Source organism: Cellulomonas sp. WB94, assembly GCF_003115775.1.
In the GTDB taxonomy this organism is placed as follows: domain Bacteria; phylum Actinomycetota; class Actinomycetes; order Actinomycetales; family Cellulomonadaceae; genus Cellulomonas_A.
This window is the reverse complement of record NZ_QEES01000005.1, coordinates 117,543-143,074: the sequence shown is the minus strand read 5'-3', so window position 1 is coordinate 143,074 and position 25,532 is coordinate 117,543. Positions and strand designations below refer to the sequence as shown.

The following is a 25,532-nucleotide window of genomic DNA, read 5'->3' as shown; positions in this document are numbered from 1 at the left end:
TCCGGGTCACCAGCGCCACCCCCAGCACACCGCACCACCCGATCAAGGAGGATCGTCATGTCCGCATCATCGACTCTGCGCCGCAGGTTCGCGATCGTCGCCGGATCTGCAGCCGCTGTCGCACTGCTCGCATCCGGGTGCACCTCGAACACGCCCGCTCCCGCGACAACCAGCGCGCCCGCCGGCGGCACGGTGGCCGTGGCCGGCGGCAACGACACTCTCGGAGAGAAGGTCGTCATCGGCTTCTCGGGACCCGCCGCCGACCATGGCTGGATGGGTGCGATCAACAAGGCTGCGCTCGCTGAGGCCGCCAAGTACTCCGACATCGACCTCAAGGTCGCCGAGGGCACCAACGACGCGAACCTGCAGATCAGCCAGGTCGAGACGTTCATCAATGACAAGGTCGACGCGATCGTTCTCCTGCCGACCGACGGCGCCGCACTGACCGACGTTGCGATCAAGGCGATGAACGCAGGGATCCCGGTGATCAACGTCGACCGTGAGTTCTCCAGCACGTTCGGCGCCCGCACGACGATCCTGGGCGACAACTACGGCATGGGCGTCAGCGCGGGCACGTACATCTGCACCCAGCTCAAGGACAAGAAGGACGCCGTCGTCGCAGAGATCGCAGGCATCGACTCCCTGCCCCTGACACAGGCGCGCAGCAAGGGCTTCGCCGAGTCCCTCGCGGCCTGCGGGCTGAAGGTCAACAACCGGGTCGCCGCCGACTTCACGATCCAGGGCGGCGAGGCTGCCACGGCCAACCTGCTCCAGGCGGCACCGAAGATCGACGCCATCTGGAACCACGACGACGACCAGGGCGTCGGAGTCCTCGCCGCCATCCAGGCAGCGAACCGCAGCGAGTTCTTCATGGTCGGCGGCGCCGGCTCGGCGAACGTCATGCGGTCGATCAAGGCCGGCGACTCCGTTCTCAAGGCGACCGTCATCTACCCGTCCACGCAGGCCGCCGACGGCATCCGACTCGCCCGGCTGCTCGCCCAGGGCAAGGCGCTGGGCGACCTTGTCGAGGCACAGGTGCCGCGCGTGGTGCAGCTGTATGCGCCCGTTGTCACCAAGGACAACGTCGACCAGTACCTCGGGTCCGCGTTCGAGTCCTGATCAACCCCGGTGCGGTGCGGGGAACGGTCCCGCACCGCACCCCCGGGTTCCTGCACCAGGCAGCGGATCCGGGCGCACACAGTGAGGAAGCCACTGATGGCACACGACCTACCGCCTCGCCTCGGCGTGGGCATGATCGGCTACGCGTTCATGGGCAAGGCGCACTCGCACGCCTGGCGGACAGCCCCGCGGTTCTTCGAGCTACCCCTGCACCCGGAGATGACAGTCCTGGCGGGCCGCCACGAGTCCGCCGCCCGCGCAGCCGCACAGACGCTCGGCTGGGACGGGGTCGAGACCGAATGGCGCCGGCTGGTCGAGCGCGACGACGTCGACCTCGTCGACATCTGCTCCCCGGGCGACACACACGCCGAGATGGCGATCACCGCGCTCGAGGCAGGCAAGCACGTGCTGTGCGAGAAGCCGCTGGCCAACTCGGTGGCCGAGGCCGAGCTGATGGCCGCGGCCGCCGAGAGGGCCGCCGCCCGCGGCGTGGTGGCCATGGTGGGCTTCACCTACCGTCGGGTTCCAGCGATCCAGCTCGCCCGTCAGCTCGTTGCTGATGGTCGCGTCGGCACCGTGCACCACGTGAGGGCCCAGTATCTGCAGGACTGGCTCGCCGACCCCGAAGCTCCCCTGTCGTGGCGGCTCGACAAACAGAAGGCCGGATCGGGCGCGCTCGGCGACATCGGAGCGCACGTCATCGACCTTGCGCAGTTCATCACCGGTGAGTCGGTCACCGGCGTCGCCGCCATCCTCGAGACGTTCGTGCACGAGCGGCCCGTCGCGGCAGAGTTCTCCGGCCTGCACGGCACAGCGGGGTCGGCTCGCGGACCGGTCACGGTCGACGACGCAGCGATCTTCGTCGGGCGCATGAGCGGCGGGGGACTGGCCTCGTTCGAGGCGACCCGGTTCGCCTGGGGACGTAAGAATGCAATCCGGATTGAGGTCAACGGCTCGCGCGGGTCAGTGGCCTTCGATTTTGAAGACATGAACGTCCTGCACTTCTTCGACGCCGCTGACCCGGCGGCCGAGGCAGGGTTCCGCCGCGTCGTCGTCACCGACCCTGCCCACGCCTACATCGCGTCCTGGTGGCCCGCCGGCCACGGCCTCGGCTACGAGCATGCCTTCACCCATCAGGTCGTGGACCTCGTGCGCGGGATCGCTACCCACGAGAACCCCGCGCCGACGTTCGCGGACGGTCTCCAGGTGCAACGCGTGCTGGCCGCCGTCGAGGACAGCAGCACGGCCAACAGCGCCTGGACCGCTGTCGAGCACGGTCAACCCGTCACAACGCACTGAGGAGCAACGACATGTCACGACCGATCACCCTCTTCACCGGGCAGTGGGCGGACCTCCCCTTCGAGGAGGTTGCCCGTCTCGCGTCGGGCTGGGGCTACGACGGCCTGGAGATCGCCTGCTGGGGCGATCACCTCGACCCATGGCGGGGCGCCGACGACGACGCCTACATCCAGGGCAAGCTCGACATTCTGGAGAAGTACAACCTGAAGGTCTACGCGATCTCGAACCACCTGAAGGGCCAAGCGGTCTGCGACGACCCGATCGACCAACGGCACCGTGACATGCTGCCCGACATCGTGTGGGGCGACGGCGACCCCGAAGGCGTGCGGCAGCGCGCCGCCGAGGAGATGAAGCTCACCGCGCGCACCGCGGCACGGCTCGGGGTCAAGACGGTGATCGGCTTCACGGGCTCGTCGATCTGGAAGTACATCGCGATGTTCCCGCCGGTGTCCCAGGAGCTCGTGGACGCCGGATACCGCGACTTTGCCGACCGGTGGAACCCCATCCTCGACGTGTTCGACGAGGTTGGAGTCAGATTCGCGCACGAGGTCCACCCGAGCGAGATCGCCTACGACTACTGGACCACGACGCGCGCGCTCGAGGCGATCGGGCACCGCGAGGCGTTCGGGCTCAACTGGGATCCGAGCCACTTCGTGTGGCAAGACCTCGACCCGGTCAGCTTCCTGTGGGACTTCAAGGACCGGATCTATCACGTCGACTGCAAGGACACGAAGAAGCGCATGACGAACGGTCGCAATGGCCGGCTCAGCTCCCACCTGGCGTGGGCCGACCCCCGTCGGGGTTGGGACTTCATCTCCACGGGCCATGGAGACGTGCCGTGGGAGGACGCGTTCCGCATGCTCGCCACGATCGGCTATGACGGTCCATTGTCGATCGAGTGGGAGGACGCCGGCATGGACCGGCTGATCGGTGCACCCGAGGCGTTGGACTTCGTCCGGAAGCTGGCCTTCGACGCGCCGACGGCCGCGTTTGACGCCGCCTTTAGCTCGCGGTGAGGCAGCGCTCACGGGCGGCGCTGACTCCGTCGCCCGTGAGCGCACGTTGCGATCTCAAGTTCAACCGAAAGGTGCCAGCCTGGCCCCGGGCAGCGACTGACGTCCCCGCACGAACGAGGTGCCAGCCCTGACATCCAGCGGCTAGACCGCGACCGGGACCGGGAAGATCTCGACGGCCGGGTGACCAGTGCGCTCGTGGATGCGCTGGACCGCTTCGGCGACCCACACCTCACAGCCCAGCTCCCTGAGGGCGGCTGTGAGCGATTCACCCGGCCCGAGATCGCGGCGATCTGCTTGGGGTCGAGGTGGCAGGCGGGCAGTAGGGTGTGCCAGCGGCGGGTGGCGGCGTCGGTGGCGAGGGTTTGGCGGATGGGTTCGAGGTGGTGCAGGGATTCGGCGTCGTCCAGGGCGCGGGCCAGGGTCTGGGTGGCGGACAGTTCGGCGCCTTCGGTGGCCAGGATGCGGGTGAGGATGTCGCGGCCGGGGGAGTCTCCGGCGGGGTCGGGCAGCCGGTCGCACGCCGCGTCGACGCCGTCGATGGCCACGTAGGCGTGGTTCCGCGTGCTCCCGCGGGTCATGGCCACGTAGAGGTTCTCCCGGGTCATTCCTGGTGCGGGCAGGACGTGGGCCTGATCGACGGTAATGCCCTGGGCGCGGTGAGTGGTGGTGGCGTACCCAAGGTCGACGTATTCGGCCACGTAGTCGGGCGCCAGCCGCAGCGTGCCCGACCGCTCGTCGTTGCCGGCGGGGCCGGAGCCAGATCGGTGTGCCCGGAGCACGGTGAGGGACCCGTCGGGGTGGGTGGCGACCACGTCCCAGAGGTCGCCGTTGCGTACGTACGTGCCGCCGCTCGTGCGTAGGCGGCGGGCGTTCTGCCGGGTCAGGACCCGGTCCCCGGCACCGATCAGCGCCCCGGACGCGGTCGTGATGCCGGTGGGGGCGACGGTCCCGTCGGTGACCCGGTCGGTGTGGCCCGCCCGAGCGTCGGTGGTCAGCCGGGATGGTTTTCGGTGAGTGAGCGGTGACCGGATCAAGTCTCGGACGCTGGACGGCTCATTAGCCTGGAGATTTCACGGCGCGGTCGTGGCGTAGACGAGGAAAGTGCTCCTGACCTGGGATGATGTGTCTTGCGAGGGACAGATCAGACCAGTTCGAGGAGCACCTTCCAGGTGAACGCTATCGGGTTCTACCCGCGTGTCCGAGTCGATGCTGCGCCGGTGGCCGCGGCCGGATCGGCCGGCGGGGTGCTGCTGACCCAGACGGTGCGGGCCGCGGGTCTGGACGTCGCGCTGTCGCAGGCGTTGGACCGGTGGCGCTCACCGTTCGCGGTGCACGACCCCGCGAAGGTCCTGACTGATCTCGCGGTGGCGCTGGTGCTGGGCGGGGACTGCCTGGCCGACGCCGCGCTGCTGCGCGGCGAGGCAGAGCTGTTCGGGTCGGTGGCCTCCGAGGCGACGGTCTCCCGGGCGGTGGCGGCGCTGGGGGTCGATGCGGACAAGGTCCTGGCCCAGATCGCCCGGGCCAGGAAGCAGGCCCGGGCCGCGGTCTGGGCCGCGGCCGGCGAGCACGCCCCGACGCACCAGATCAGCGCTGCCGCGCCGTTGGTGATCGACCTGGACGCCACGCTGATCACCGCCCACTCGGAGAAGGATCAAGCCGCCCCGACGTTCAAGCGGGGCTTCGGGTTCCACCCGCTGTGCGCGTTCGCCGACCACGGCGCCGAGGGAACCGGCGAGCTGCTGGCGATGAGCCTGCGGGCGGGCAACGCGGGCTCGAACACCGCCGCGGACCACATCGAGGTCACCCGCGCCGCGCTGGCCGCTGTCCCCGGGATCAACCCCTCCCGCCCAGGTCGCAAGGTCCTGATCCGCACCGACGGCGGTGGCGGGACGAAGGACTACGTCACCTGGCTGGCCGGCCGCGGGGTCTCCTACTCGATCGGGTGGACCCTGCCGTGGGCCCACATGCAGGGCATCTACGCCCAGATCCCCCCGGCGGCCTGGACGGCGGCCCTCAACGGCGACGGTGCGGCCCGCGACGGCGCGGACGTCGCCGACATCACCGACCTGCTCGCCGCCGGCGGCCACCTGGGCGGATGGCCGGCCCACATGCGCGTGATCGTGCGCCGCGAACGACCCCACCCCGGAGCCGGGGTGTCCCAGGGGCGCCTGGACGACGCGGGCGGCTACCGGCTGACCGCGTTCGTCACGAACACCACGACCGGGCAGCTGCAGGACCTGGAGCTGCGGCACCGCCGCCGCGCCCGCTGCGAGGACCGGATCCGCGCCGCCAAAGACACAGGACTGCGGAACCTGCCGCTGAAGAACTTCGGCGCCAACCAGATCTGGTGCGCGATCGTGGCACTGGCCTCGGACCTGACGGCCTGGACCCAGCTGCTCGCGTTCGCCACCACCGCGGCCCGCCGCTGGGAACCCAAACGCCTACGAACCCGGCTCCTGCACGTGCCCGCGACGCTGGCCCGGCACGCCCGCACCCTGATCCTGCACGTCAAGGACACCCACCCCTGGGCCGAGGTCCTGACCACCGGTCACCAACGACTGACCGCCCTACCCGCCCCGCCCTGAGCCGTCGACCTCGTCTCTGACCGCCACCAGCACCCGCACGACCGGCCGGAACCGGCGCCCACCGCGACGACACGCGGCCCTTCGTCGCACCCCGATGCCACAATCAGCACCGAACGCCGACAACGACGCCGCGCTCCAGACCGACCGAGCTCCATGAAAGATCCGGGTTAGCCACAGCAAACCTGCAGGTCAGAGCGTTGAGATGGTGCCCCGAGTGGGATTCGAACCGTCTTTCAGTGCTGTAGGGGTGCGGAATGGAACGGCTTCACGTTCGCCGATTGTGCCTCTGATCAGGTGGTAGGGCCTTGACCCCTGAGGGTGGACACGCTGATTCCAGGTCTGGCCTGGAGGAAGCGAGAAGATCTGATCATGGCGAGGAAGACGTACTCGGCGGAGTTCCGCCGCGATGCGGTCGAGCTGTACCGCTCGACGCCGACAGCGACGGTCGCGGGGATCGCGGCTGATCTGGGGATCATGGACACGACCCTGTCGGGTTGGATCAAGGCCGCTGGGGTGGCGATCCGCGGGCAGTCCCGGCCGGCATCGACGGCCCCGCCGCCGGGTGAGACACCCGAGCAGGAGCTCGTGCGACTTCGCTCGCGGGTGCGTGAGCTGGAGGACTCCGAGCGCAAGCTGAGCACCGAGCGGGAGATCTTGCGCGCGGCGGCGAAGTATTTCGCCGGGGAGACGAACTGGTGAGCCGCTTCCAGTTCGTCGCCGACCACCAGTCCACCTTCGAGGTGAAGCGGTTGTGCCAGGTCGTTCAGGTCGCACGGTCCTCGTTCTACAAATGGCTGTCCGCAGCCCCGGCCCGCGCGGCACGCCAGACGGCCGATGCGGCCCTGGCCGCGCGGATCGCCGCGGTGCACGCCACCGACAGTGCGTGCGGGGCGCCGCGGATCACCGCCGAGCTCAACGACGGCGCCGGCGAGCAGGAGCGTGTCAACCACAAGCGCGTCGCCCGGGTGATGCGCGCCCATCACATCGCCGGGATCCGGCTGCGCCGACGGGTGCGCACCACCGTGCCCGACCCGGACGGCCAGCTGGTCCCGGACCTGCTCGAGCGTGACTTCACGGCCCACGCACCGAACACGAAGTACGTCGGGGACATCACCTACCTGCCCTGCGGGGCCGGGCAGTTCCTCTACCTGGCCACCGTGATCGACTGCTACTCCCGGCGCCTGGTCGGCTGGTCGATCGCCGACCACATGCGCACCGACCTGGTCGCCGACGCCCTGCGCGCAGCCGCCCGAGAACGCGGGTCGCTGGCCGGGGCGATCTTTCACAGCGACCACGGCGGTCAGTACGTCGCCAAGGACTACACCGCGCTCTGCGAGCGGCTGGGCGTGACCCGCTCCATGGGCGCCGTGGGGACCTCTGCGGACAACGCAATGGCCGAGTCCTTCAACGCCTCCCTCAAGCGCGAGACCCTCGCCGGCTCCCACGGGTGGCCCGACGCGACCACCGCACGTCGGGTCGTGTTCGCGTGGATCACCCGCTACAACACCCGCCGCCGCCACTCCTACTGCGACTACCTCAGCCCCATCACCTACGAGAACACCCACTACGCGGCTACGCTGGCCACCGCCGCGTGAAACCCACCGCGTGTCCACCACCGGGGTCAAGCCCCGTAGACCCGGCACGCTGTGGCGTGGTGGTGAACGCCGCGTAGGGTGGCCTATTCCACGTTATTCCACGGCGCGGGGTGTGCCGAGGTCACGATCACCAGGATGCTCGATTCCAGGAGCGCGGGCGTTCAGTGAATCCAGCGCATGTCAGCCGCGCTACTGGGCCGAGAGTCAGCGCCTCTGGCCCGAGGCCCACGCACTGATATCTGCTCCGCGTCGGCGGCCCCCTGCCCCCTGTCGGTCGTACGGCGATAGCAGCCCAGCCGCGCCTTCCGGTCAGGAGTCTGCGCCGCCACCGGCCGTGAGGGCGTCAACTCCCGGGACGTACTCCCAGTGCCACGGTTCATAGGATCCGCCGCCGCCGCGATGGGCCCAGGCCGGATTCGCCCATCCATATGCCCGGCCCACGTCGTGGAGCCACACGCCTCGGGTGCCCGCGTAGGCGGCAGGGCACAGGTCGACGGCGAGCCCCCAGCCGTGGTTGCTCTGACCTGCGCCCGCCGCGATTGCGCCCTTGGCAGCGCGAAGCGCGAGTTGTTGTTCAAACGTTCGGTATCCGGAGCTCAAGCAGATGTCGGTACCGAACCGTGCGAAGTAGGCGCCGTTGAGTGCGATCAGGGTGACTGCGGCGTCAGCGCGGGCCTTGTATGGGGCATGCAGAGGTCGCACAGCTCGGACGGTGGGAGCCGACCATTGGTGCCCTTGCCGGTCGCTATCCCGTCGCAGCCGGGAATCGCGCTTCGCTCGACGCCGCGCGACGCTCGTTCGACCGCTGATGGTCCGGGGCTCGGAGCGGCGAGCGAGGACGGTGGAGTGAATGCGAGTTGGACCGAGAGGGCGTCAACGGTGCTGATTGTTGCGCGGGCCTGCGGCTGAGCCGCCGCCGGAGCAGTGCCAACCCGGTAGGCGGTGCCGGAGATCGAGATCACCAGGGCCAGCAGCAGGACCGTGCGCGCGGAGCCCCGCCCCAAGCGGCCAAGGCCGCGGCCCGCTCGCTGAGGGCCGGTCCTGTCTCGCATTCCCGAGTGGTCAGGGTCAACGCCTGACGAGCGCTGTGCGTGACCACCCGGCGACCGCGACGCCTCGCGCAGGGAGCGTCGCGTAAGGGTTGCCTCACCGGGCTCGACCGGGCATGTTCGATGTGGACCATCCGGGGAGGAGGGCTGCGATTCGATGACTCTGCTCCGTCCTGTCGGCCTTGTCGTGCAGCGACTGAACGGCGAGCAACGGCATCGCCTCGACGCGGTGTCGACCGCCATCGTGAATCGTCCTGCGTGACCTCCTATCAAGGATCGGCATCGACGAATCGCTTCCGATCAACTTGCGATGAAGGTTCGATCAAGAAGGCGGCGGACCAGGGGATGCGCACCTGTAAACACGTCGAGGAGCGGCTTGCGACGGTGGGCCGCACCTTCTCGACCCGTCCGCCTCAGCTGGCGGCGTTGGCTGCCAGGAGGAGGATCTCGAAGCGGCTGCCGTGGCCGGGTCCGGCGCTGGTGGCAGTGATGGTTCCGCCGTGGGCTTCGACGAGCGCCTTGGTGATCGCGAGCCCGATGCCCGAGCCGCCGTGGGTGCGGTCGCGGGCGGTGTCGACCCGGTAGAAGCGTTCGAAGAGGTGGGGAAGGTGCTGGGGGTCGATGCCCTCCCCGGTGTCCTCGACGACGATCCGCACCGCCCCGGGGTCGACGGATCGGGCGCTGACAGTCACGACCCCTCCGGGGGGTGTGTGTCGCAGTGCGTTGTCGAGGAGGTTGCCGAGCACCTGTCCCATGCGGTCGCGGTCTACGTCGAGCGGCGACAGGTCGGGGTCGACACTGTTGGTGAGCTCCACGCCGCGTGCCGCGAACCGGTCGCCGGCGGACAGGGTGGCCGCTGCGACGATCTCCTGCGGGGTGACGAGCGCGCGCTGCAGCACGAGCTCGCCGCTCTCGGCCTGAGTGACGGCGGCGAGATCGTGGGCGAGCAGGGTCAGGCGAGAGGCTTGCGCGCGCAGGACCGCGACCGTCGCCGGAGTCAGCGACTCGACACCGTCTTCCAGTCCCTCCAGGTAGGCCGTGAGGGTCGCCACCGGGGTGCGGAGCTCGTGGGCGACGTCGGCGAGCAGGCGCTGCCGGAGCGCCTCGGAGTCGTGGAGGCGCGCCGACATGGCATTGAACGCATCGGCGAGCTCGTCGAACTCGACCCCCAGGTGGGGGTTGGTGACGTGGGCGTCGAACCGCCCACCGGCCACCCGCGCGGCGGCGGTCGACAAGGCCGCCAGGGACCTGCCGATGCGCCGGGTCAGGAACAGGCTGACGGCGAGCGCGGCCAGGACCGCCGCCGCGAGGGCCACGGTCAGCGAGAGGGCGCTGGCCGACCGGAACGCCTCCTCGGCGTGCAGCACCGCGACCGGGTCGTGGCTCGCACCGGCTTGGAGCATGTGGCTGTGGAACGTCGCAGGTCCGATCGCCCCGGCAACCAGCCAGGCGGTGACGCCGGCGGTGACCACCACGAGCGCGATGGCTGCCAGGAGCCGGGAGGCCAGCCCGGACCGGCCTCGTCGCGGGTCCGGGGCGACCATCAGCCCTGACCCATGCGGTAACCCACCCCGCGCACGGTCCGCACGAAGCGCTGCTCTTCGGCGGTGTCCCCGAGCTTGCGCCGGACGTGCAGGACGTGGACGTCGACGAGGTGCTCGTCGCCGACCCAGTGGTCACCCCAGACCGCCTCGATCAGCGCGCGTCGACTGAAGGCCATGTGAGGTCGGCTCGCGAGGGCTGCAAGGACGTCGAACTCGGTGCGGGTCAGGTCAGCGAGGGTCCCGTCGACGTGCACCTCGCGAGCAACGGTGTCGATAGAGACAGATCCGATCACGAGCGGTGGTGCGGGCGGCGCGCTCTCGGGGCCTGGGGTACCTGCCGTCGACCGTCGGGGCCGGCGCAGCATCACGCCGACGCGCGCCGTCAGCTCACGCGGGCTGAACGGCTTGGTCACGTAGTCGTCGGCACCCACCGCGAGCCCGATGAGGGTGTCGACCTCGTCCGCGCGTGCCGTGAGCATCACCACGTAGCAGTCGGAGAAGGTCCGCAGCTCGCGGCAGACCTCGACGCCGTCCATGCCCGGCAGGCCGAGGTCCAGGACGACGACGTCCGGGTCGACCGACCTGGCCAGCTCCAGGGCATCGAGACCGTCGAACGCCACGTGCACCTCGAACCCGTCACGTTCCAGGTAGCCGGCCACCAACCGGGCCAGCGGCTCCTCGTCGTCGACGACGAGAGCGCGATGGGCAGCGGGCCCCGCGGCGGGCGCCGGCGTCATGGGGCCCATTGTGCCGACCCGTGCGGTCGAATACTGGCGTTGACTCGCACGTCAGGGAGACAGGTCACTGTTGAGTCCATTCTCGGCAATGCCACTTCGGATGAACGTCGTGCGCTCGGTGCGTCGCGATGGCCTCACGCGTGGGGAACAGGCGAGTCGGCGGTCTGGGCGTCCAGGGTGGACCAGGCCGCAAAGCGTCGCAGGCGCAGGGAGTTGGACACGACAAAGACACTGGAGAAGGCCATGGCGGCGCCAGCAAGCAGCGGATTGAGTCGACCCGAGGCCGCCAGGGGAAGTGCAGCGACGTTGTAGGCGAGCGCCCAGAACAGGTTGCCCTTGATGGTGGCGAGGGTGCGTCGAGCCAGACGGATGGCGTCCGCAGCTGTCCGTAGGTCTCCACGCACCAGGGTCAGATCGGATGCCTCGATGGCGGCATCGGTTCCGGTTCCCATCGACAGGCCGAGGTCTGCCTGAGCCAATGCGGCGGCGTCGTTGACCCCGTCGCCCACCATGGCGACGACGCGTCCCTCTCCCTGCAGCCGTGTGATGACAGCCACCTTGTCCTCGGGGAGGACTTCCGCGAAGACGTCGTCGATCCCCAGCTGGCCGGCCACGGCGCGGGCCGCGCGATCGTTGTCCCCGGTCAGAAGCACAGGCTTGAGCCCCAGGGCTCTGAGCTGTGCGATCGCCTCGGCGGACGTGGGCTTGATGGTGTCCGCAACGACAAGCACTGCGCGCGCCGCGCCATCCCAGCCGGTCAGCACCGCTGTGCGCCCGGCCTGCTCGGCCTCGTCCAGCGCAGCGACGAGCTCGACTGGCACCGGAGAACCCTGACTGATGAGCCACGTGGCTCGGCCGGCGAGTACCTCGCGTCCGCCGATGGATCCGCGCACTCCCTGGCCGGGTGTCGACAGGAATCCCTCCACGGCAGGGACAGCAATCCCTGCCTCCCGCGCTGCCGCGACGATCGCAGCGGCAATGGGGTGCTCAGATGCATCTTCAAGTGCTGCCGCGAGCTGGAGTGCCTCGGTGGCGTCGACACCGGTCGCGGGCACGACGTGCACGAGCGACATCTTCCCCGTCGTCACCGTTCCCGTCTTGTCCAGAACGATCGTGTCGACCTTGCGGGTGGACTCGAGCACCTCTGGGCCCTTGATCAAGATCCCGAGCTGGGCTCCGCGACCCGTGCCGACGAGAAGTGCGGTAGGTGTCGCGAGTCCCAGCGCGCATGGGCACGCGATGATCAGGACTGCCACGGCTGCGGTGAACGCAATTGCTGGTTCACCGCTTCGACCGAGCCAGAACCCGAGCGTGACGACTGCGAGGCCGATCACGATCGGCACGAAGACTGCTGACAGGCGATCTGCCAGACGCTGGACTGCCGCCTTGCCGGACTGGGCATCCACGACGAGTCGCGCGATCTGGGCCAGCTGGGTGTCCGCTCCGACACGAGTCGCCCGGACAACCAAGCGTCCGCCGGCGTTCACGGTTGCCCCGGTCACTGTGTCGCCGGGTGCGACCTCGACCGGTACCGATTCTCCCGTCAAGAGAGCGGCATCGATGGCAGAAGTGCCTTCGACGACAACGCCGTCCGTCGCGACCTTCTCGCCGGGTCGAACGACGAATCGGTCGCCGACGCCGAGCTCTTCGATCGGGATGCGGTGCTCAGTGTCGCCGTCAGGAGTCGCGCGAAGCACCGCGACGTCCTTGGCGCCCATCTCGAGGAGCGTATGAAGGGCCGCACCGGACCGACGCTTGGCGTGGGCCTCGAAATACCTGCCCAGCAGGATGAACACGGTCAGTCCAGCAGCGATCTCGAGGTAGATCTCACTGGTCCCCGACCCGGCTTGGGGGATGAGCGTGAAGCCCATCCGCATGCTCGGTGTCCCCGCGTCGCCCACGAACAGAGCCCACAGCGACCAGCCGAACGCGGCAGTCACTCCCATCGAGATGAGCGTGTCCATCGTGGCGCTGGCGTGGCGCAAGTTCTTGAGAGCCGCACGATGGAAGGGCAGGGCGCCCCAGACGACGACAGGCGCCGTCAACGTGAGAGATAGCCATTGCCAGTTGTCGAACTGAAGCGCGGGCACCATCGCCAGCGCCAAGACCGGTGCGGTCAGCACTGCGGAGATCGTCAGCCGATCACGCAGGGCGTCCACCGCGTCGTGGACGGGCGCGTCCGGTTCGCCCGCAGTGCGCGCTTCTGGAGCGGCCGGAGGAGCTGCGGTATAGCCGACCTCCTCGACGGCGGCGACGAGGTCGGCGATGGTGACGTGATCGGCGTAGCTCACCTTCGCCGATTCCATGGCGAAGTTCACCGTCGCGGAGACGCCGACCACCTTGTTGAGCTTCTTCTCGATCCTAGCGGCGCACGACGCGCAGGTCATCCCACCGATCGTCAGCTCCACGGAGCGGGCGGCGGTCACGGCGGCCGTCTCGATCTCTGCCATCGTGTCGCCTCCTCAAGGCCGCAGTGCGACGCCGAGGACGTACGCAAGCGTGAAGGCGGCAGCGAGGGCAAGGGCATAGAGAACAAGCGTCCCGATCGCGGCGCGCGTCACGCGTGGACGCCGGTCAGCTCGTAGCCGGCGGCGTCGATCGCTGCCCGCACCGTCGCCAGCTCCAACGGTGCCGTCGAGATCACCGTGACGCGTCCTTGTGGCAGGTCGACCGCAACGTCGTCCACAGATCCGAGGGCGCTGACCTCGGTCGTGATGGCGCGCACGCAGTGCTCGCAGGTCATCCCGGCGACGTCGTAGGTCGTGGCAGTCGTCACAGTTGGACTCCATTTCGGTCGGCTGGCGCGGGCGGTCTCGCGGTGCATCGCCACGGATCCTCGCGCCGCCTTTCGACGGTAGGCCCGCCGGGACGCACCGCCGGCGATGTGGAGCGCTTAGGCGAGGATCTTCAGCAACTCTTCATCGTTCGTGGGTCAGTTGTTGATGGCGGGCCCGGACCGTGGGTGTCAGGTGCCGCTGGGTACCGGTTGCGACGGTGGGGAGACGGCTGTGAGCCTGTGGTGCGCGCAGACGGGCGTGGGTGGCTGGATCGCGATGGTCGCCCTCTGGGTCCTCGTGGTGGGTCTGGTGGTGTGGGGGGTCGCTCATCTCTTCCCAGCGCGAGCGGACGACGATTCATTCACTGTGCTCGACGCCCGCCTCGCGGCCGGGACGATCGACCTGGCGACCTACGAGCGGATCCGGTCCGAGCTGGACCGTCCCGCCCGCACGTCGATCTAAGTCCGACAGTCCCGGTCCGAGTCCGAGTGCGTCCTCGTGCGACGTGCGCCGTGCGATCCGCGCTGGGTGCCACAGGAAGTCTTCATCGGATCTTGATCGAACGTCGATCGGTTGAGCAGGGGTGCGGGTCGAAGGTGGGGTGTCCGACCGACGCGCGCAGGAGGCTCTCGTGGTGGTTCAGCTCGACACGTCACCGATCCCGGTGACCGTGGTCCACGCCGAGGCGTGCCACTTCTGCGACGAGGCCGAGCGTGAGCTCGCCGGGTTGGCCGAGCAGTTCGCGCTCGCGGTGCGGGTGGTCCCGCTCGACTCCGCGGAGGGTCGCAGCCTGGTGGATCTGCACCGTCCTGCCATGAACCCACTGGTGCTGGTCGACGGGGTGTACTTCAGCTCGGGCCGCCTGCCGCGCAAGAAGTTCATGCGGCTGCTCGCCGCTCGCACGTCCGTGGCGGCGCTCGACGCAGTCACGGGCGCCGCGCCGGTGGGGCACTGAGTCGTGGGAGCCGACCTGCTCACGACCGGCAGCATCATCGCGGCGTTCTTCGCCGGTGGGGTGGCGCTGTTCGCACCCTGCTGCATCGTGTTCCTCGCGCCGAGCTACCTGGCCGGTGCCGTCAAGAACCGGCTGTGGCGACTGCTGCCGCTGACGTTCATCTTCGCCGCCGGCCTGGCGCTCGTCCTGGTCCCGCTGACCATGGGGATGAGCCTGCTCGCGGGGGCGATCGCCCGCTACCACGCGCCGTTGTACTACGCGGGCGGGACCTTGATGATCGTCCTCGCGCTCCTGGCGCTGTCGGGGAAGATGTGGTCGTTGCCCAGCGTCATGCGCACGCCCGACACGACGCGGGGGGACTCGGCGAGCTTCTTCGCCCTCGGGGTCTTCTCGGGGATCGCGTCCAGCTGCTGCGCCCCCGTCCTGGTCGGGGTGATGACGTTGTCCGCGCTGTCCGGGTCGGCGATCGGCGGCCTCGCGCTCGGGCTGGCGTTCGTGTTCGGCATGGTCTTCCCGCTGTTCGTCATGGCCCTGCTGTGGGACCGGGCGCGGCTGGGGGAGCGCAAGCTGTTCCGGGCGAAGCTGGTCCGCATCCGCCTGGGCGCCAGGCTCCTGGTGACGAACACGCTCAACGTGGGGGTCGCGGTCGCGTTCGTCGTCATGGGCGGCTTCATCATCGCGCTGGCCGGCAGTGCCGACATGACCGGCGGGACCGCCTTCCAGGCCTCCGCGGGCCAGGCCCTGGCCGACGTCTTCCTGCGGATCCAACGGTGGACCGAGCCGGTGCTGGGACTCGCCCTGCTGGCCCTCGCGGCCGTGTTCGTCTGGGCCACGCTGGTCGGCCGGCACCGACGCCCCGTCCGGCCGACGGGTGATGTGCCCACAGATGGCGACGACGCCCCGTCGTGCCACGACACCTCGACAAGCCAAGGGAGTGGTCGATGACCTCCGGGACCGCCAGCAGACGCGAGCACGAGCGCCAGGCCGCGCTGGATGCGGCCAAGAAGCAGCAGGGGGCCGCGGCCGCGCGGCGTCGACGGCTGGCGATCATCGCCTGGACGACGGGACTGCTCGTGGTGGTCGGCCTCGTCGTGGCCGGGCTGGTGTCCGCGCGACCGACGCAGTCCTCCGAGGCGCGCACGGCACCCGAGTTCACCCTCCCGGCGACCGACGGCACGAGCATCTCGCTGGCGTCCCTGCGCGGTACGCCCGTGCTCCTGTACTTCAGCGAGGGGGCCGGCTGCGACGCCTGCCTGGTGCAGATGGCCAAGATCGAGAGCGACCCGGCCTTCACCGCGACCGGCATCAAGGTCCTGCCCATCGTCATGAACACCGCCGCGCAGATCACCCCCGACATGACCCGGCTCGGGGTCACGACCCCGTTCCTTCTCGACGACGGCACCACGTCCAAGGCCTACGACACCCTCGGCAAGGGCATGCACGAGGGCCTGCCCGGCCACGGCTTCGTCCTCATCGACGCCCAGGGCGTCCAGAAGTGGTCCGCCGACTACCCCTCCATGTGGATCGCACCCGCCGACCTGCTCACCGAGGTCAAGGCGCGACTCTGAGCTGTCCAGCGCACCATTCCCCAACAATCGGAGACCCTCATGGATGACTGCTGCAACAATCGCACGGACGACGCGACGTGCTGCTCGAGTGGCACGGTGAAGCTCGAATCGACCCACGCATGTGCCTGCGGACATGACAATACAGAAGCTGCGGTTGCAGAAGTCCGCAATTAGCGACACCTCGCAGTCTGCGACCCGCGCCGCCCGGCTGAAGCTGGGCGGCGCAGCTGTGTGCCGCGTGCCTATCGGCTCGCGTCGGCATGCCTGGACGGCCCAGCACGATGACGGCCTGCATGCTTTCCAGAATTCCGTCGGCCGTTGCTCATGCATACGATCCCGACCATCATCAGTGAGCAGACCAGTACGGCGGCGGGCGGGAGCGACAGAAGCCTGCTGAAGACGGGCTGCGCCTGTCTCACGGAGTGTCCGGATGCCTCGTAGGGCGCCTCCGCATCTCCATCGATGCGCGAGGCGCCGTCGCGACGCCCGAGAGTCACGCGGCTGTCCCAGACGTCAGACAACGTCGCAGTGCTGAAGGCGATACCCGTGGTCACGCTCGCAACGGCCGTGGTCGACCAAGCGCGTCGACCTGCTCAGCGGACAGCACACGCCAGGCGGCCTGGCTCTCCACAGCTCTGGAGGTCGACGGCCTGGCCCGGCGGGTGACCATCGCCGGGAGCTGCTGTCAGCGCGGTGGGCTTGATCCACCGCCGGCGCACCAGCGGCCACCGGCGAGCGCGTCGCTGCCGACCTCTTCGCAGACCTGCCCAGTTGGCCCATCCCCGAGTCGCTCGCCTCGGACGAACCCTACGAGCCTGGCGGGCCCAGGTCCTGGCCTACGTCGACTCCGGCGGCGTGACCAACGACGGGACCGAGGCCACCAACCTGATCGCCGAGACGCCTGACTCGCCCGCCTGCCCGTGGTCTCCGTACCTCGGACCACACCTGCAGCCGCCCCGGAAGGCCATGCGCAGACCCGAGGGGCCAGTCATCCGCGGGAGGCTGACGAGCTCTCGGTGATCAGGGGCTCAGTGCCCGCCGCGACTGTCGTCCGAGCGCCGATCGAGCGGTTCGTGCGGGCGATCAGTAGAGCGCCGGCCGCGATCGAGACGATCGACCACAGCTGAGGCTGGGTCAAGCCGAAGAGCGCAGGTTCATTGATGCGCAGCATCTCGACAAGGAACCGTGAGATCCCGCTGAGGATCAGGTAGGCGCCGAAGATGGTCGGAGGGTTCCACCGTCGGGCAAGCGCCCACAGCACGGCGGCGATCACGAGCGACGCCAAGGCCTCGTACAGGGGAGTGGGGTGAACGGGGACGGTCGTGGGGACAACTCCGCTGGAGAACGTCATGGCCCAGGGCAGCGAGGTCGGCTTGCCGTAGGTGCCGTCGCCGGAGAGCAGGCAGCCGATGCGCCCGATGCCGTAGGCAAGAGTCAGCGGAATGGCCGTGGCGCCGGCGACAACTCCGAGCGGAAGATGGTGGCGTCGGATGATGACGAGAGCGGCGATGACACCGCCGATGAGGCCGCCATACCAGGTGAATCCCATCCCACCAAAATGATGCAGGCTGAGGGTGTCGATGTGCTCGAGGAGGTAGTAGATCTTCGCGCCCACAAAGCCCCACACGGTGGCCCACAGCACGAGCGAGTGGGCCGAGTCACGGCGGAGTCCGACTCGCTCGAAAGCGCGGCCGAGCAGGTACGCCGCGACAAGCGCGGCAATAGCCTTGCTTGCGCCGTAGGACGAGAAGTCAAGGCCAAAGATCGAGAACAGCACCGGACGCACAAGGTCTCCGATCATCGGGGGTATACGGCGGGGTCTGATGCGGTCGCACAGGTCCGAACCCGCTACATCGTCGCCGGGTGAAATGAAGGTTCGTCCACAGGATCGATGGTTCTTCAATGAAGATGCAGCGGTAGCCAGCGCACGGCTCCGACACCGAGGCCGCTAGGCGTCGTCGAATGAGTCGACCAGCCGCTGTGGAAACGCCTGAGCGTCTCCACGCAGGCGTCGCCGACGTCACGAGCCAGAGCGGCTAGTGGTGGTGGCCCTGGGCGCGATCGCTCGTCGCGGGGGCGTCGATGATCCCGGTGTCTCCCGGGACAGCCTGCCGCGCGCCGAGATCTGTCTCGCTACCCCTTGCGCCACCGTGACCTGCATGACCGTCATGTCCGGCGTTGTCCTCGCTGCCACCGTGCCCACCGTGCCCGCCAAACATCATGCCGACCATCATCAGCGGGCATGCGAGAGCCAGGGCGTAGCTGAAGGCTTCGCCGGCCGGCTTGCCGAGCAGGAGGAGGACAACGAAGGCCCCGCCCGCTATCAGTGCCATCCCCTTGAGGTGGCCCGCGCCGCTGTGCTTCATGATCTACCCGTCCCGTGATGTGTCGACGACGACCGCGGCAACGTCCACCCGACGGGGCTATGCGCCCCAAGTCGGCCGCGGCCGCGCACCGGAGATTCCTCCGGTTACCGGTCATGCAACTGCACGGACATATACGTCCTGCTCAGCGTCGATGGAGATTCGCTGAAGGTTCGCTCCCAGGCATGAGCTCGGGACCAGAGCGTGCGATGTCCCCCCGGACCGAGGTCAGCGGGCCGCCGTCGATGCGGACCCATGGCATGTGGTGTCAGTTGTCGAGCGCATGCGGTTCGAGCGTGGCTGTCCTACCGCCGTCGATCCCGAGCTTGCGCTGAGCATGTGAGCCCCATCAGGAAAACCGGGCGCCGACCGGCGTCGGGAAGGAGTCGCCGGCGACGGGCTGTGGCGCGCGGGCCGGGCGTTCAGCCGCTCGATCCGTGAGTGAACCGGAGGGCGCGCCGATCCTTGATCGGATCTTCATGGTTGCTGCCTCGAAACGCCACATCCCCGGGAGTAGATTGGACATACCCCCCGGGGGTACCCGGGGGGCGTGTGGAGAGGTGGGCACGTGACTGTCGCGACATTCGTCGTCGAGGGGCTGACCTGTGGGTCGTGCCTGGCCGAGGTGCTTGAGGAGCTGCGCGCGCTGGACGGCGTGACAGGCGTCGCCGTCGACCTCGTCAAGGGCGGGCTATCGCCCGTGACCCTGACGAGCATCACGGTCCTCGGTGCGGTCGAGGTTCGAGCGGCGGTCAGGCGTGCCGGGTTCGTGGTGGCGGGGCCGGATCGGTGGGCGCTGAGCTGCACCCATGAACCACCCCCCCAGCGCTGCTCCCCGACCTGGGCCAGTCCGCGCGTATCAACATGACTGTGGAGGCGTGATCTGATGAGCGGCAGCGAGATCGTCATCGTTGTGGCGGCTGTGGTCCTGACGGGCGGACTGGGCTGGTTCTTCTTCGGCCCCAAGAAGGCGCGCGTGGCCCAGGTCGACCAAGGAGTCCAGGTCGTCAAGATCAAGGTCCAGGGTGGCTACAGCCCGGACGTGATCCAGGTCGTGCGCGGTGTACCGGTACGGATGGAGTTCGACCGTCAGGAGTCGGGCGACTGCACGTCCCGGGTGGTCATGCCCGACTTCCGGGTCAACCAGCTGCTGCCGGCCTACGCGACCACGGCGGTGGACCTGGTGCCTGATCGGGTGGGCTCCTTCGAGTTCGCGTGCGGCATGAACATGGTTCGAGGGCGTCTGCAGGTCGTCGATGGCGTCGCGCCAGCCGAGGCCCACGTCGTCCCTGCGGGCAGCAGTGTGAGGTCGCTACCCGCTGGCGACGATGTCGAGACCACCGTGACCGTTGCTGTGCCGCGCCGGCCGAGCTCTCTCGCCGAGCCGCAGGACGACGAGGCGGCCGAGCGCAATGCCGAGATCGCCGACCTGCGGCGCCGGGTCGTGTGGGGCGCGGTCCTGACCGCGCCGTCCTGGTCGCCGTCATGGCCGTGTCGCTGTTCGGGGCCGACTGGGTGCCGTCGGTCCTGATGAACCGTTGGGTCCAGCTCGCCCTGATCGCTCCGGTGATGTTCTACACGGGCTGGCCGATCCACCGCACCGGGTGGCAGGCCATGTCGCATCGCACCGCTGACATGAACTCCCTGATCACGCTGGGCACCATTGCCGCGTTCGGGTACTCCGTGGTGGTGACTGCCCTTCCCGGTGTGCTGCCCGTCGAGACCCGCGAGGTGTACTACGAGGCCGTCGGCGTGATCATCACCCTGATCCTGCTCGGTCGCCTGTTCGAGACGAAAGCCAAGGCCGGGACCGGCGAAGCGATCCGGACCTTGATCGGCCTGGCGCCGCGGACTGCGCGCGTCGTGCGATCCGGCACCGAGGTGGACATCGGGATCGACGAGGTCGTGGTCGGGGACGTCGTGGTCGTGCGGCCGGGGGAGAAGCTCCCGGTCGACGGCGAGATCCTCGAGGGCCGCTCAGCCGTAGACGAGTCCATGGTGACCGGTGAGTCGATCCCGGTGACGAAGTCGGCCGGCGACGTGGTCATCGGCGCGACCATCAACCAGACGGGCACGTTCCGCTACGTGGCGACCAAGGTGGGCTCGGACACGCTGCTGGCTCAGATCATCGACCTGGTGCGTCAGGCGCAGGGCTCGAAGGCACCGATTCAGCGCCTCGCCGACAAGGCATCGGGCTACTTCGTCCCTGCGGTCATGGGCATCGCGATCTGGACGTTCGTGGTCTGGGCGTTGGTCGGCCCCCCGCCTGCCCTCGTCTTCGCGCTGGTCGCGGCAGTCTCGGTCCTGATCATCGCGTGCCCGTGTGCGTTGGGGCTTGCCACGCCGCTGTCGATCACCGTGGGTACCGGGAAGGGGGCGACGGCGGGCATCTTGATCCGCTCCGCGGAGGCGCTCGAGACGGCGCACAAGCTCAACACGGTCGTGGTGGACAAGACCGGCACGATCACCCAGGGACGCCCGGTCCTGACCGACGTCCTGCCCGCCCCCGGCTTTGCGGCGGACGACGTGTTGCAGCTGGTCGCCTCGGTCGAGCGCTTCTCCGCGCACCCCCTGGCCGCGGCGATCGTCGCCGGTGCCCAGGAGCGCGGTCTGCCGCTGGACGACGTGTCCGAGTTCGACTCCGTCACCGGCCAGGGCGTAGGTGCACGACTGCGCGGCCACCATGTCCTGGTGGGCAACGCACGGCTCCTGATGGGGTCAGGGATCGACACCGCGATCCTGCTGCCGGACCAGGTCCGTCTGGCCGCCTACGGCAAGACCCCGATGCTGGTGGCGATCGACGACCGTCCGGCCGGCGTGATCGCCGTGGCCGACACCGTCAAGGACGGCGCGGCAGCCGCCGTGGTTGCGCTCCAGCTTCGTGGTGTTCACGTCGTGATGATGACCGGAGACAACCGCACCACCGCGGCCGCGATTGCCCGGCAGGTCGGTATTCGCCGGGTCGTCGCCGAGGTCATGCCCGAGCACAAGGCGCGTGAGGTCGAGCACCTGCAGGCTGAGGGGCGCGTCGTGGCCATGGTGGGTGACGGAATCAACGATGCACCTGCGTTGGCACAGGCTGATGTCGGGTTCGCCATCGGCACCGGCACCGACGTGGCCATCGAGTCCTCGGACATCACGCTGATCTCCGGCGCGTTGTCGGGGTTGGTCACGGCGCTTGACCTGTCCAGGGCCACCATGACCAACATCCGCCAGAACCTCGTCTTCGCCTTCGTCTACAACGGGCTGGGCATCCCCATCGCCGCGGGCGCGCTGTATCCCGCCTTCGGCCTGAGGTTGAGCCCGATGATCGCCGCGGCCGCGATGGCACTGTCGTCCCTGTCCGTCGTGACCAACGCCAACAGGCTGCGCCGGTTCACCCCGCCCGCCATCACTGCGGACGTCACAGTCTCGGTCACCGAACCGGTGGTCGAAATCGGAACAGATGATCAATCGGAGGAAACCATGTCCGCTCACACCACCCTCACCGATCCCGTCTGCGGGATGAGCGTCGAACCTGCCCACGCCGCCGCCAGCGTCGAGCACCAGGGCACCACCTACTACTTCTGCTCCCGCGGCTGCCACGCGGACTTCACCGCCGACCCTGGGAAGTACCTGGCGAGTGGTGAGCACACCCACACCCACTAGGTCGCCGCGCTGACCGCCGGCCCGGCCATCACCCACCATCACGCGACAGGAGAAGGAGATGGCCGGGTACAGCGCGACCAAGGGCGCACACCTCAACCGACTGCACCGCATCGAGGGTCAGGTCAGAGGGATCGCACGGATGGTCGAGGACGACCAGTACTGCATTGACGTCCTCACCCAGATCGCAGCGGCCTCCAGGGCCCTGCAGTCCGTGGCCCTGGAGCTGCTCGCTGACCACATGAACCACTGCTTTGCCGCTGACGGCGAGCTCGACCAAGCAGCGCGAGACGCCAAGCTCAAGGAAGCCACCGACGCGATCACACGACTTGTCCGCAGCTGAGCTCGGACGGGATCCTGGACTCGCACGGCAGTGTCGAGTTGGTGACCTGTAGTCGCCGATCGGCCGGAAGGTGCTCGGGTTCAAAGTGGCCGCGCCGTTCGGTCTGCGCGACGACGTGTTCGCGCTGGTGTTGTCGCTGCCGGTGACCTTCTACTCGGCGTGGATCTTCTTCGAGGGTGCCTACCGGGCGCTGCGCGCACGGACGCTCGACATGATGGTGCTCGTCGCCGTCGCTGTCGCCGTCGCCGTCGGCGTGGGCGCCGGGTGGGTCTACAGCCTGGGCGTGACGCTCACGGGCGGTGGCGAGGTCTTCTACGAGGCGGCGACAGTGCTGACCGCATTCGTGCTGCTCGGGCACTGGTTCGAGATGCGCGCCCGCGGTGGGGCCAACGACGCGGTGCGGACGTTGCTCGAGCTCGCCCCGCCGACGGCCCTCGTCCTGCACGGCGACGAGCCCGTCGAGGTCCCGACGGCTGACGTGCAGGTGGGGGACCTCCTGCTGGCGCGGCCTGGTGCGAAGATTCCGGTTCCGTCAAATGTCGAACGGTGGTGTCCGGCTCTGCCGCAGGCAATCCTCACGGCGCGTGATGCGAGACGTGGTCGACCGGAGAGACGTCCGGGCCGGATCCTGCAGGCGAGCTGATGAGGGGGCCGATGAGGAAGGCGGAGATCAGGAACATCGCCGTGAAGACGCCCAGGGCGATCGCCGGGGCCCACCAGTTGGAGAATCTTCGTCTGAGCTTGATGAGCATCGGCACGGACGCGAGGAGACCCAGGGCGCCGAACAGCGCCGTGCCTCCAGCACCGGCGACCAGTGCGGTGCCGATGAGCGGTCCGATGTGGTGCAGGACGTGAGGGGCCAGCCCGACGACACCGCCGACGGCTCCTGTGAAGAAGGTCCATGCCGTGCGGCGCCGTGGGGGCTGGTCGCCTTCGGGGTGTCCTTCGTCAGCCAACGAGGCGCCCTGGGCCGGGGGTGTCACCGTGTCGTCTGTTCTCACATTCGATGGTTGCTGCAGGATCGTGCCCATCCGCTTGAGAACGGATGAAGATTCGGCGAAGTAGCTCAGTGCCTGCCGGCATGCTCTTGCGCCGGTCTCGGGCGTGTCGCGACAGCGCCGGTTGGGGCACGGGTGCGCTCGCCCGCGTCGGCGCCGCGCCAGTCGGGGCCGGCTCCGACTCAGGGTCGGAGCCTTCAGCGAATCTTCATGGATGCTTCGTAGGACCTTAGTCCCGGCTGCGTAGGTTTCACGGAGCCGCACAGCGCCAGCCCACGGCCCGTGCTGCGTTCCGATGCGTTCCTTCCGTTCTTTGGAGTCCGACTTGGCCTCGACGTCCCGACCGTCTGTGATCCGCTCGGCCAGGGGGCTCGATCGCCGCCGATTCCTGCAGCTCGGAGCCGCGGGCGTCGTCGTCGTGGGAGCTGGTGCGTTCGCCGGGGTGCGACTCCTCGGTGCGTCGAGACCTGTCGGCCCAGCCGACGCGATCGTTGCCGCGACCGAGGCTGCTCGGCACTCGACGGGGAACATCGTTCGGCGTGAGCTTCGGGCTGCTCCGACCACGATCGACCTCGCGGGCAGGACGGTGCAGACGTGGGCCTTCGACGGCACAGTGCCAGGCCCGGAATTGCGGGTGCAGGCTGGGGACGAACTCCGGATCCGTCTGAGCAACGGTCTGCCGGCGCCCACCAGCGTCCACTGGCACGGGATTTCTCTGCGCAACGACATGGACGGCGTCCCGGGGATCACCCAGGACGCGGTCGCGGCCGGCGACACCTTCGACTACACGTTCGTGGCTCCCCACCCAGGGACCTACTGGTTCCACCCCCATGTCGGGGTCCAGCTCGACACCGGACTCCAGGCCCCCCTCATCGTCGAGGATCCCAACGAGCCGGGACGCTACGACGAGGAGGTCGTCCTGGTGCTGGACGACTGGACCGACGGCTGGGGCGACTCCCCGGACCAGATCCTCGCGCGGATGAAGCGAGACGGCATGACGATGTCGGGCTCGTCGATGGCGGGTATGGCGATGGACGGCATGGCGATGGGTGGGTCGGACACGGGCTCGATGTCCATGTCGGACAGCATGCCGTCGGCAGATCGGCCACTCGGTGCGGACACCGGCGACGTCGCCTATCCGGTCCATCTCATCAACGGCAGACCCCCGCAAGATCCCTTCGTCATCAGCGCCTCACCGGGTCGGCGGATCCGGCTGCGGATCATCAACGCCGGCAGCGACACCGCCTACCGGTTCGCCGTCGGAGGTCACCGCCTGACCGTGACCCACACCGATGGCTTCCCCGTGGACCCCCTCGAGGTCGACACGCTGATCCTCGGCATGGGCGAGCGCTACGACGTCGTGATCACGGCCGGCGACGGAGCCTTCCCCATCGTGGCGGTGCCGGAGGGCAAAGCCGCTGCACCAGCAGCGGCCGTCCTGCGAACCGCGTCCGGTCCCACACCGCCCGCAGACGCCCGGCCGGCCGAGCTCGAGGGTCGCCTCCTCGCCTACGCCGACCTCACCCCGACAGCGGCAGCGGCGCTCGAGTCACGGGCACCCGACAGCGAGCTCGAGCTCAACCTGCAGATGGTCGACGGCGGGCGGCAGTGGTTCATCAACGGCGCGCCATTCGGCGACCACGATGCTCTGCAGGTCCGTGCCGACGAGCGCGTCCGGCTGGTCATGACCAACGCCTCCATGATGTTCCACCCCATGCACCTCCACGGGCACACGTTCGCACTCGTGGGCGCGAACGGTCGCCCGGGGATCCGCAAGGACACCATCAACGTGCTGCCGATGGGAACGGTCGCCGTCGACCTGCAGGCCGACAACCCGGGTCAGTGGGCCCTGCACTGCCACAACACCTACCACGCCGAGCTCGGCATGATGACCGTCCTGTCGTACGTCGCATGAGCCCTACAGCGCCGCTCGGGACGA

At 68.9% G+C, this 25,532-nt stretch carries 20 protein-coding genes and 2 pseudogenes; 14 read left to right on the top strand and 8 right to left on the bottom strand.

Translation table 11 applies throughout. From position 1 onward, the window contains the following. The first annotated feature begins 57 nt into the window (after positions 1-57). The 3 genes from DDP54_RS16110 to DDP54_RS16100 all read left to right on the top strand — a co-directional run bounded on the left by DDP54_RS16110 (position 58) and on the right by DDP54_RS16100 (position 3,434). A complete protein-coding gene (locus tag DDP54_RS16110) occupies positions 58-1,119 on the top strand; it encodes a substrate-binding domain-containing protein (RefSeq protein ID WP_109133012.1) in 1,062 nt (353 codons plus the stop codon). A 96-nt stretch (positions 1,120-1,215) separates the two neighbouring features. After that, positions 1,216-2,418 carry a Gfo/Idh/MocA family oxidoreductase gene (locus DDP54_RS16105; RefSeq protein ID WP_109133011.1) on the top strand — a complete coding sequence of 401 codons (1,203 nt, stop codon included), beginning with the start codon at positions 1,216-1,218 and terminating at the stop codon, positions 2,416-2,418. A gap of 11 nt (positions 2,419-2,429) precedes the next feature. Next, positions 2,430-3,434: a sugar phosphate isomerase/epimerase family protein gene (locus tag DDP54_RS16100; RefSeq protein ID WP_109133010.1), complete on the top strand. Its 1,005-nt coding sequence runs from the start codon at positions 2,430-2,432 to the stop codon at positions 3,432-3,434. A gap of 8 nt (positions 3,435-3,442) precedes the next feature. Here DDP54_RS16100 and DDP54_RS16095 read toward each other — a convergent pair whose 3' ends face one another. Then, positions 3,443-4,468 carry a hypothetical protein gene (locus DDP54_RS16095; protein WP_109133009.1) on the bottom strand — a complete coding sequence of 342 codons (1,026 nt, stop codon included), beginning with the start codon at positions 4,466-4,468 and terminating at the stop codon, positions 3,443-3,445. Between the two features lie 135 nt (positions 4,469-4,603). Here DDP54_RS16095 and DDP54_RS16090 point away from each other — a divergent pair, with 135 nt between their 5' ends. Continuing rightward, positions 4,604-6,019 (top strand): IS1380 family transposase, encoded by a 1,416-nt coding sequence (locus tag DDP54_RS16090; RefSeq protein WP_109130614.1) that lies wholly within the window; start codon positions 4,604-4,606, stop codon positions 6,017-6,019. A 369-nt stretch (positions 6,020-6,388) separates the two neighbouring features. Beyond that, positions 6,389-7,614, top strand: a protein-coding gene (locus DDP54_RS16085; protein ID WP_109130919.1) for an IS3 family transposase whose coding sequence is annotated in 2 segments (ribosomal slippage) — positions 6,389-6,698 and positions 6,698-7,614 — 1,227 coding nt in all. Because the reading frame shifts where the segments join, the coding sequence is not laid out codon by codon here. A 1,462-nt stretch (positions 7,615-9,076) separates the two neighbouring features. Here DDP54_RS16085 and DDP54_RS16075 read toward each other — a convergent pair. From DDP54_RS16075 to DDP54_RS16060, 4 genes are all read right to left on the bottom strand, one after another. Beyond that, on the bottom strand, positions 9,077-10,207 hold the full coding sequence (locus DDP54_RS16075; RefSeq protein ID WP_109133007.1) for an ATP-binding protein: 1,131 nt from the start codon (positions 10,205-10,207) through the stop codon (positions 9,077-9,079). Then, positions 10,207-10,944 carry a response regulator transcription factor gene (locus tag DDP54_RS16070; RefSeq protein WP_109133006.1) on the bottom strand — a complete coding sequence of 246 codons (738 nt, stop codon included), beginning with the start codon at positions 10,942-10,944 and terminating at the stop codon, positions 10,207-10,209. The genes DDP54_RS16075 and DDP54_RS16070 overlap by 1 nt, the downstream gene beginning before the upstream one ends. A gap of 134 nt (positions 10,945-11,078) precedes the next feature. Next, on the bottom strand, positions 11,079-13,394 hold the full coding sequence (locus DDP54_RS16065) for a heavy metal translocating P-type ATPase (RefSeq protein ID WP_109133005.1): 2,316 nt from the start codon (positions 13,392-13,394) through the stop codon (positions 11,079-11,081). Positions 13,395-13,501: 107 nt separating this feature from the next. Further along, positions 13,502-13,720 carry a heavy metal-associated domain-containing protein gene (locus DDP54_RS16060; protein ID WP_277949607.1) on the bottom strand — a complete coding sequence of 73 codons (219 nt, stop codon included), beginning with the start codon at positions 13,718-13,720 and terminating at the stop codon, positions 13,502-13,504. Positions 13,721-13,952: 232 nt separating this feature from the next. Between DDP54_RS16060 and DDP54_RS16055 the strand changes: the two genes are divergently transcribed. The 4 genes from DDP54_RS16055 to DDP54_RS16040 all read left to right on the top strand — a co-directional run bounded on the left by DDP54_RS16055 (position 13,953) and on the right by DDP54_RS16040 (position 16,244). Then, complete coding sequence (locus DDP54_RS16055; RefSeq protein WP_242448534.1) at positions 13,953-14,183, top strand: hypothetical protein; 231 nt, start codon at positions 13,953-13,955, stop codon at positions 14,181-14,183. 169 nt (positions 14,184-14,352) lie between these two features. After that, a complete protein-coding gene (locus DDP54_RS16050) occupies positions 14,353-14,676 on the top strand; it encodes a glutaredoxin (protein ID WP_242448533.1) in 324 nt (107 codons plus the stop codon). 3 nt (positions 14,677-14,679) lie between these two features. Continuing rightward, positions 14,680-15,621: a cytochrome c biogenesis CcdA family protein gene (locus DDP54_RS16045; RefSeq protein WP_109133004.1), complete on the top strand. Its 942-nt coding sequence runs from the start codon at positions 14,680-14,682 to the stop codon at positions 15,619-15,621. Continuing rightward, a complete protein-coding gene (locus DDP54_RS16040; RefSeq protein WP_109133003.1) occupies positions 15,618-16,244 on the top strand; it encodes a redoxin domain-containing protein in 627 nt (208 codons plus the stop codon). Before DDP54_RS16045 ends, DDP54_RS16040 begins: the two co-directional genes overlap by 4 nt. Positions 16,245-17,232: 988 nt before the next feature. On the opposite strand, the gene DDP54_RS16035 is transcribed toward DDP54_RS16040, so the two are convergent. Both DDP54_RS16035 and DDP54_RS16030 read right to left on the bottom strand, forming a co-directional pair. Then, positions 17,233-18,045, bottom strand: coding sequence for a prolipoprotein diacylglyceryl transferase (locus tag DDP54_RS16035; protein WP_242448532.1), 813 nt, complete (start codon positions 18,043-18,045; stop codon positions 17,233-17,235). Between the two features lie 235 nt (positions 18,046-18,280). Next, a complete protein-coding gene (locus DDP54_RS16030; protein WP_197711469.1) occupies positions 18,281-18,610 on the bottom strand; it encodes a DUF2933 domain-containing protein in 330 nt (109 codons plus the stop codon). Positions 18,611-19,175: 565 nt separating this feature from the next. Between DDP54_RS16030 and DDP54_RS16025 the strand changes: the two genes are divergently transcribed. The 4 genes and pseudogenes from DDP54_RS16025 to DDP54_RS16010 all read left to right on the top strand — a co-directional run. After that, on the top strand, positions 19,176-19,475 hold the full coding sequence (locus DDP54_RS16025; RefSeq protein WP_109133001.1) for a heavy-metal-associated domain-containing protein: 300 nt from the start codon (positions 19,176-19,178) through the stop codon (positions 19,473-19,475). Between the two features lie 18 nt (positions 19,476-19,493). Further along, positions 19,494-22,255, top strand: a pseudogene (locus DDP54_RS16020) (heavy metal translocating P-type ATPase). Positions 22,256-22,313: 58 nt separating this feature from the next. Continuing rightward, a complete protein-coding gene (locus DDP54_RS16015) occupies positions 22,314-22,595 on the top strand; it encodes a metal-sensitive transcriptional regulator (protein WP_109133000.1) in 282 nt (93 codons plus the stop codon). Positions 22,596-22,641: 46 nt separating this feature from the next. Next, a pseudogene (locus DDP54_RS16010) lies at positions 22,642-23,124 on the top strand (ATPase P); the annotation flags it as partial. A 46-nt stretch (positions 23,125-23,170) separates the two neighbouring features. Here DDP54_RS16010 and DDP54_RS16005 read toward each other — a convergent pair. Then, positions 23,171-23,596 carry a hypothetical protein gene (locus tag DDP54_RS16005; RefSeq protein WP_197711468.1) on the bottom strand — a complete coding sequence of 142 codons (426 nt, stop codon included), beginning with the start codon at positions 23,594-23,596 and terminating at the stop codon, positions 23,171-23,173. Positions 23,597-23,942: 346 nt separating this feature from the next. Here DDP54_RS16005 and DDP54_RS16000 point away from each other — a divergent pair, with 346 nt between their 5' ends. Further along, a complete protein-coding gene (locus DDP54_RS16000) occupies positions 23,943-25,508 on the top strand; it encodes a multicopper oxidase family protein (RefSeq protein ID WP_242448531.1) in 1,566 nt (521 codons plus the stop codon). Positions 25,509-25,532: the final 24 nt, after the last annotated feature.

Bases quoted from the DNA above. Each gene is read 5' to 3' on its own strand.
- DDP54_RS16015 (WP_109133000.1), top strand. From the start codon at position 22,314: ATGGCCGGGTACAGCGCGACCAAGGGCGCACACCTCAACCGACTGCAC.
- DDP54_RS16065 (WP_109133005.1), bottom strand. From the start codon at position 13,394: ATGGCAGAGATCGAGACGGCCGCCGTGACCGCCGCCCGCTCCGTGGAG.
- DDP54_RS16075 (WP_109133007.1), bottom strand. From the start codon at position 10,207: ATGGTCGCCCCGGACCCGCGACGAGGCCGGTCCGGGCTGGCCTCCCGG.
- DDP54_RS16035 (WP_242448532.1), bottom strand. From the start codon at position 18,045: ATGATCGGAGACCTTGTGCGTCCGGTGCTGTTCTCGATCTTTGGCCTT.
- DDP54_RS16070 (WP_109133006.1), bottom strand. From the start codon at position 10,944: ATGACGCCGGCGCCCGCCGCGGGGCCCGCTGCCCATCGCGCTCTCGTC.
- DDP54_RS16030 (WP_197711469.1), bottom strand. From the start codon at position 18,610: ATGAAGCACAGCGGCGCGGGCCACCTCAAGGGGATGGCACTGATAGCG.
- DDP54_RS16105 (WP_109133011.1), top strand. From the start codon at position 1,216: ATGGCACACGACCTACCGCCTCGCCTCGGCGTGGGCATGATCGGCTAC.
- DDP54_RS16110 (WP_109133012.1), top strand. From the start codon at position 58: ATGTCCGCATCATCGACTCTGCGCCGCAGGTTCGCGATCGTCGCCGGA.
- DDP54_RS16040 (WP_109133003.1), top strand. From the start codon at position 15,618: ATGACCTCCGGGACCGCCAGCAGACGCGAGCACGAGCGCCAGGCCGCG.
- DDP54_RS16100 (WP_109133010.1), top strand. From the start codon at position 2,430: ATGTCACGACCGATCACCCTCTTCACCGGGCAGTGGGCGGACCTCCCC.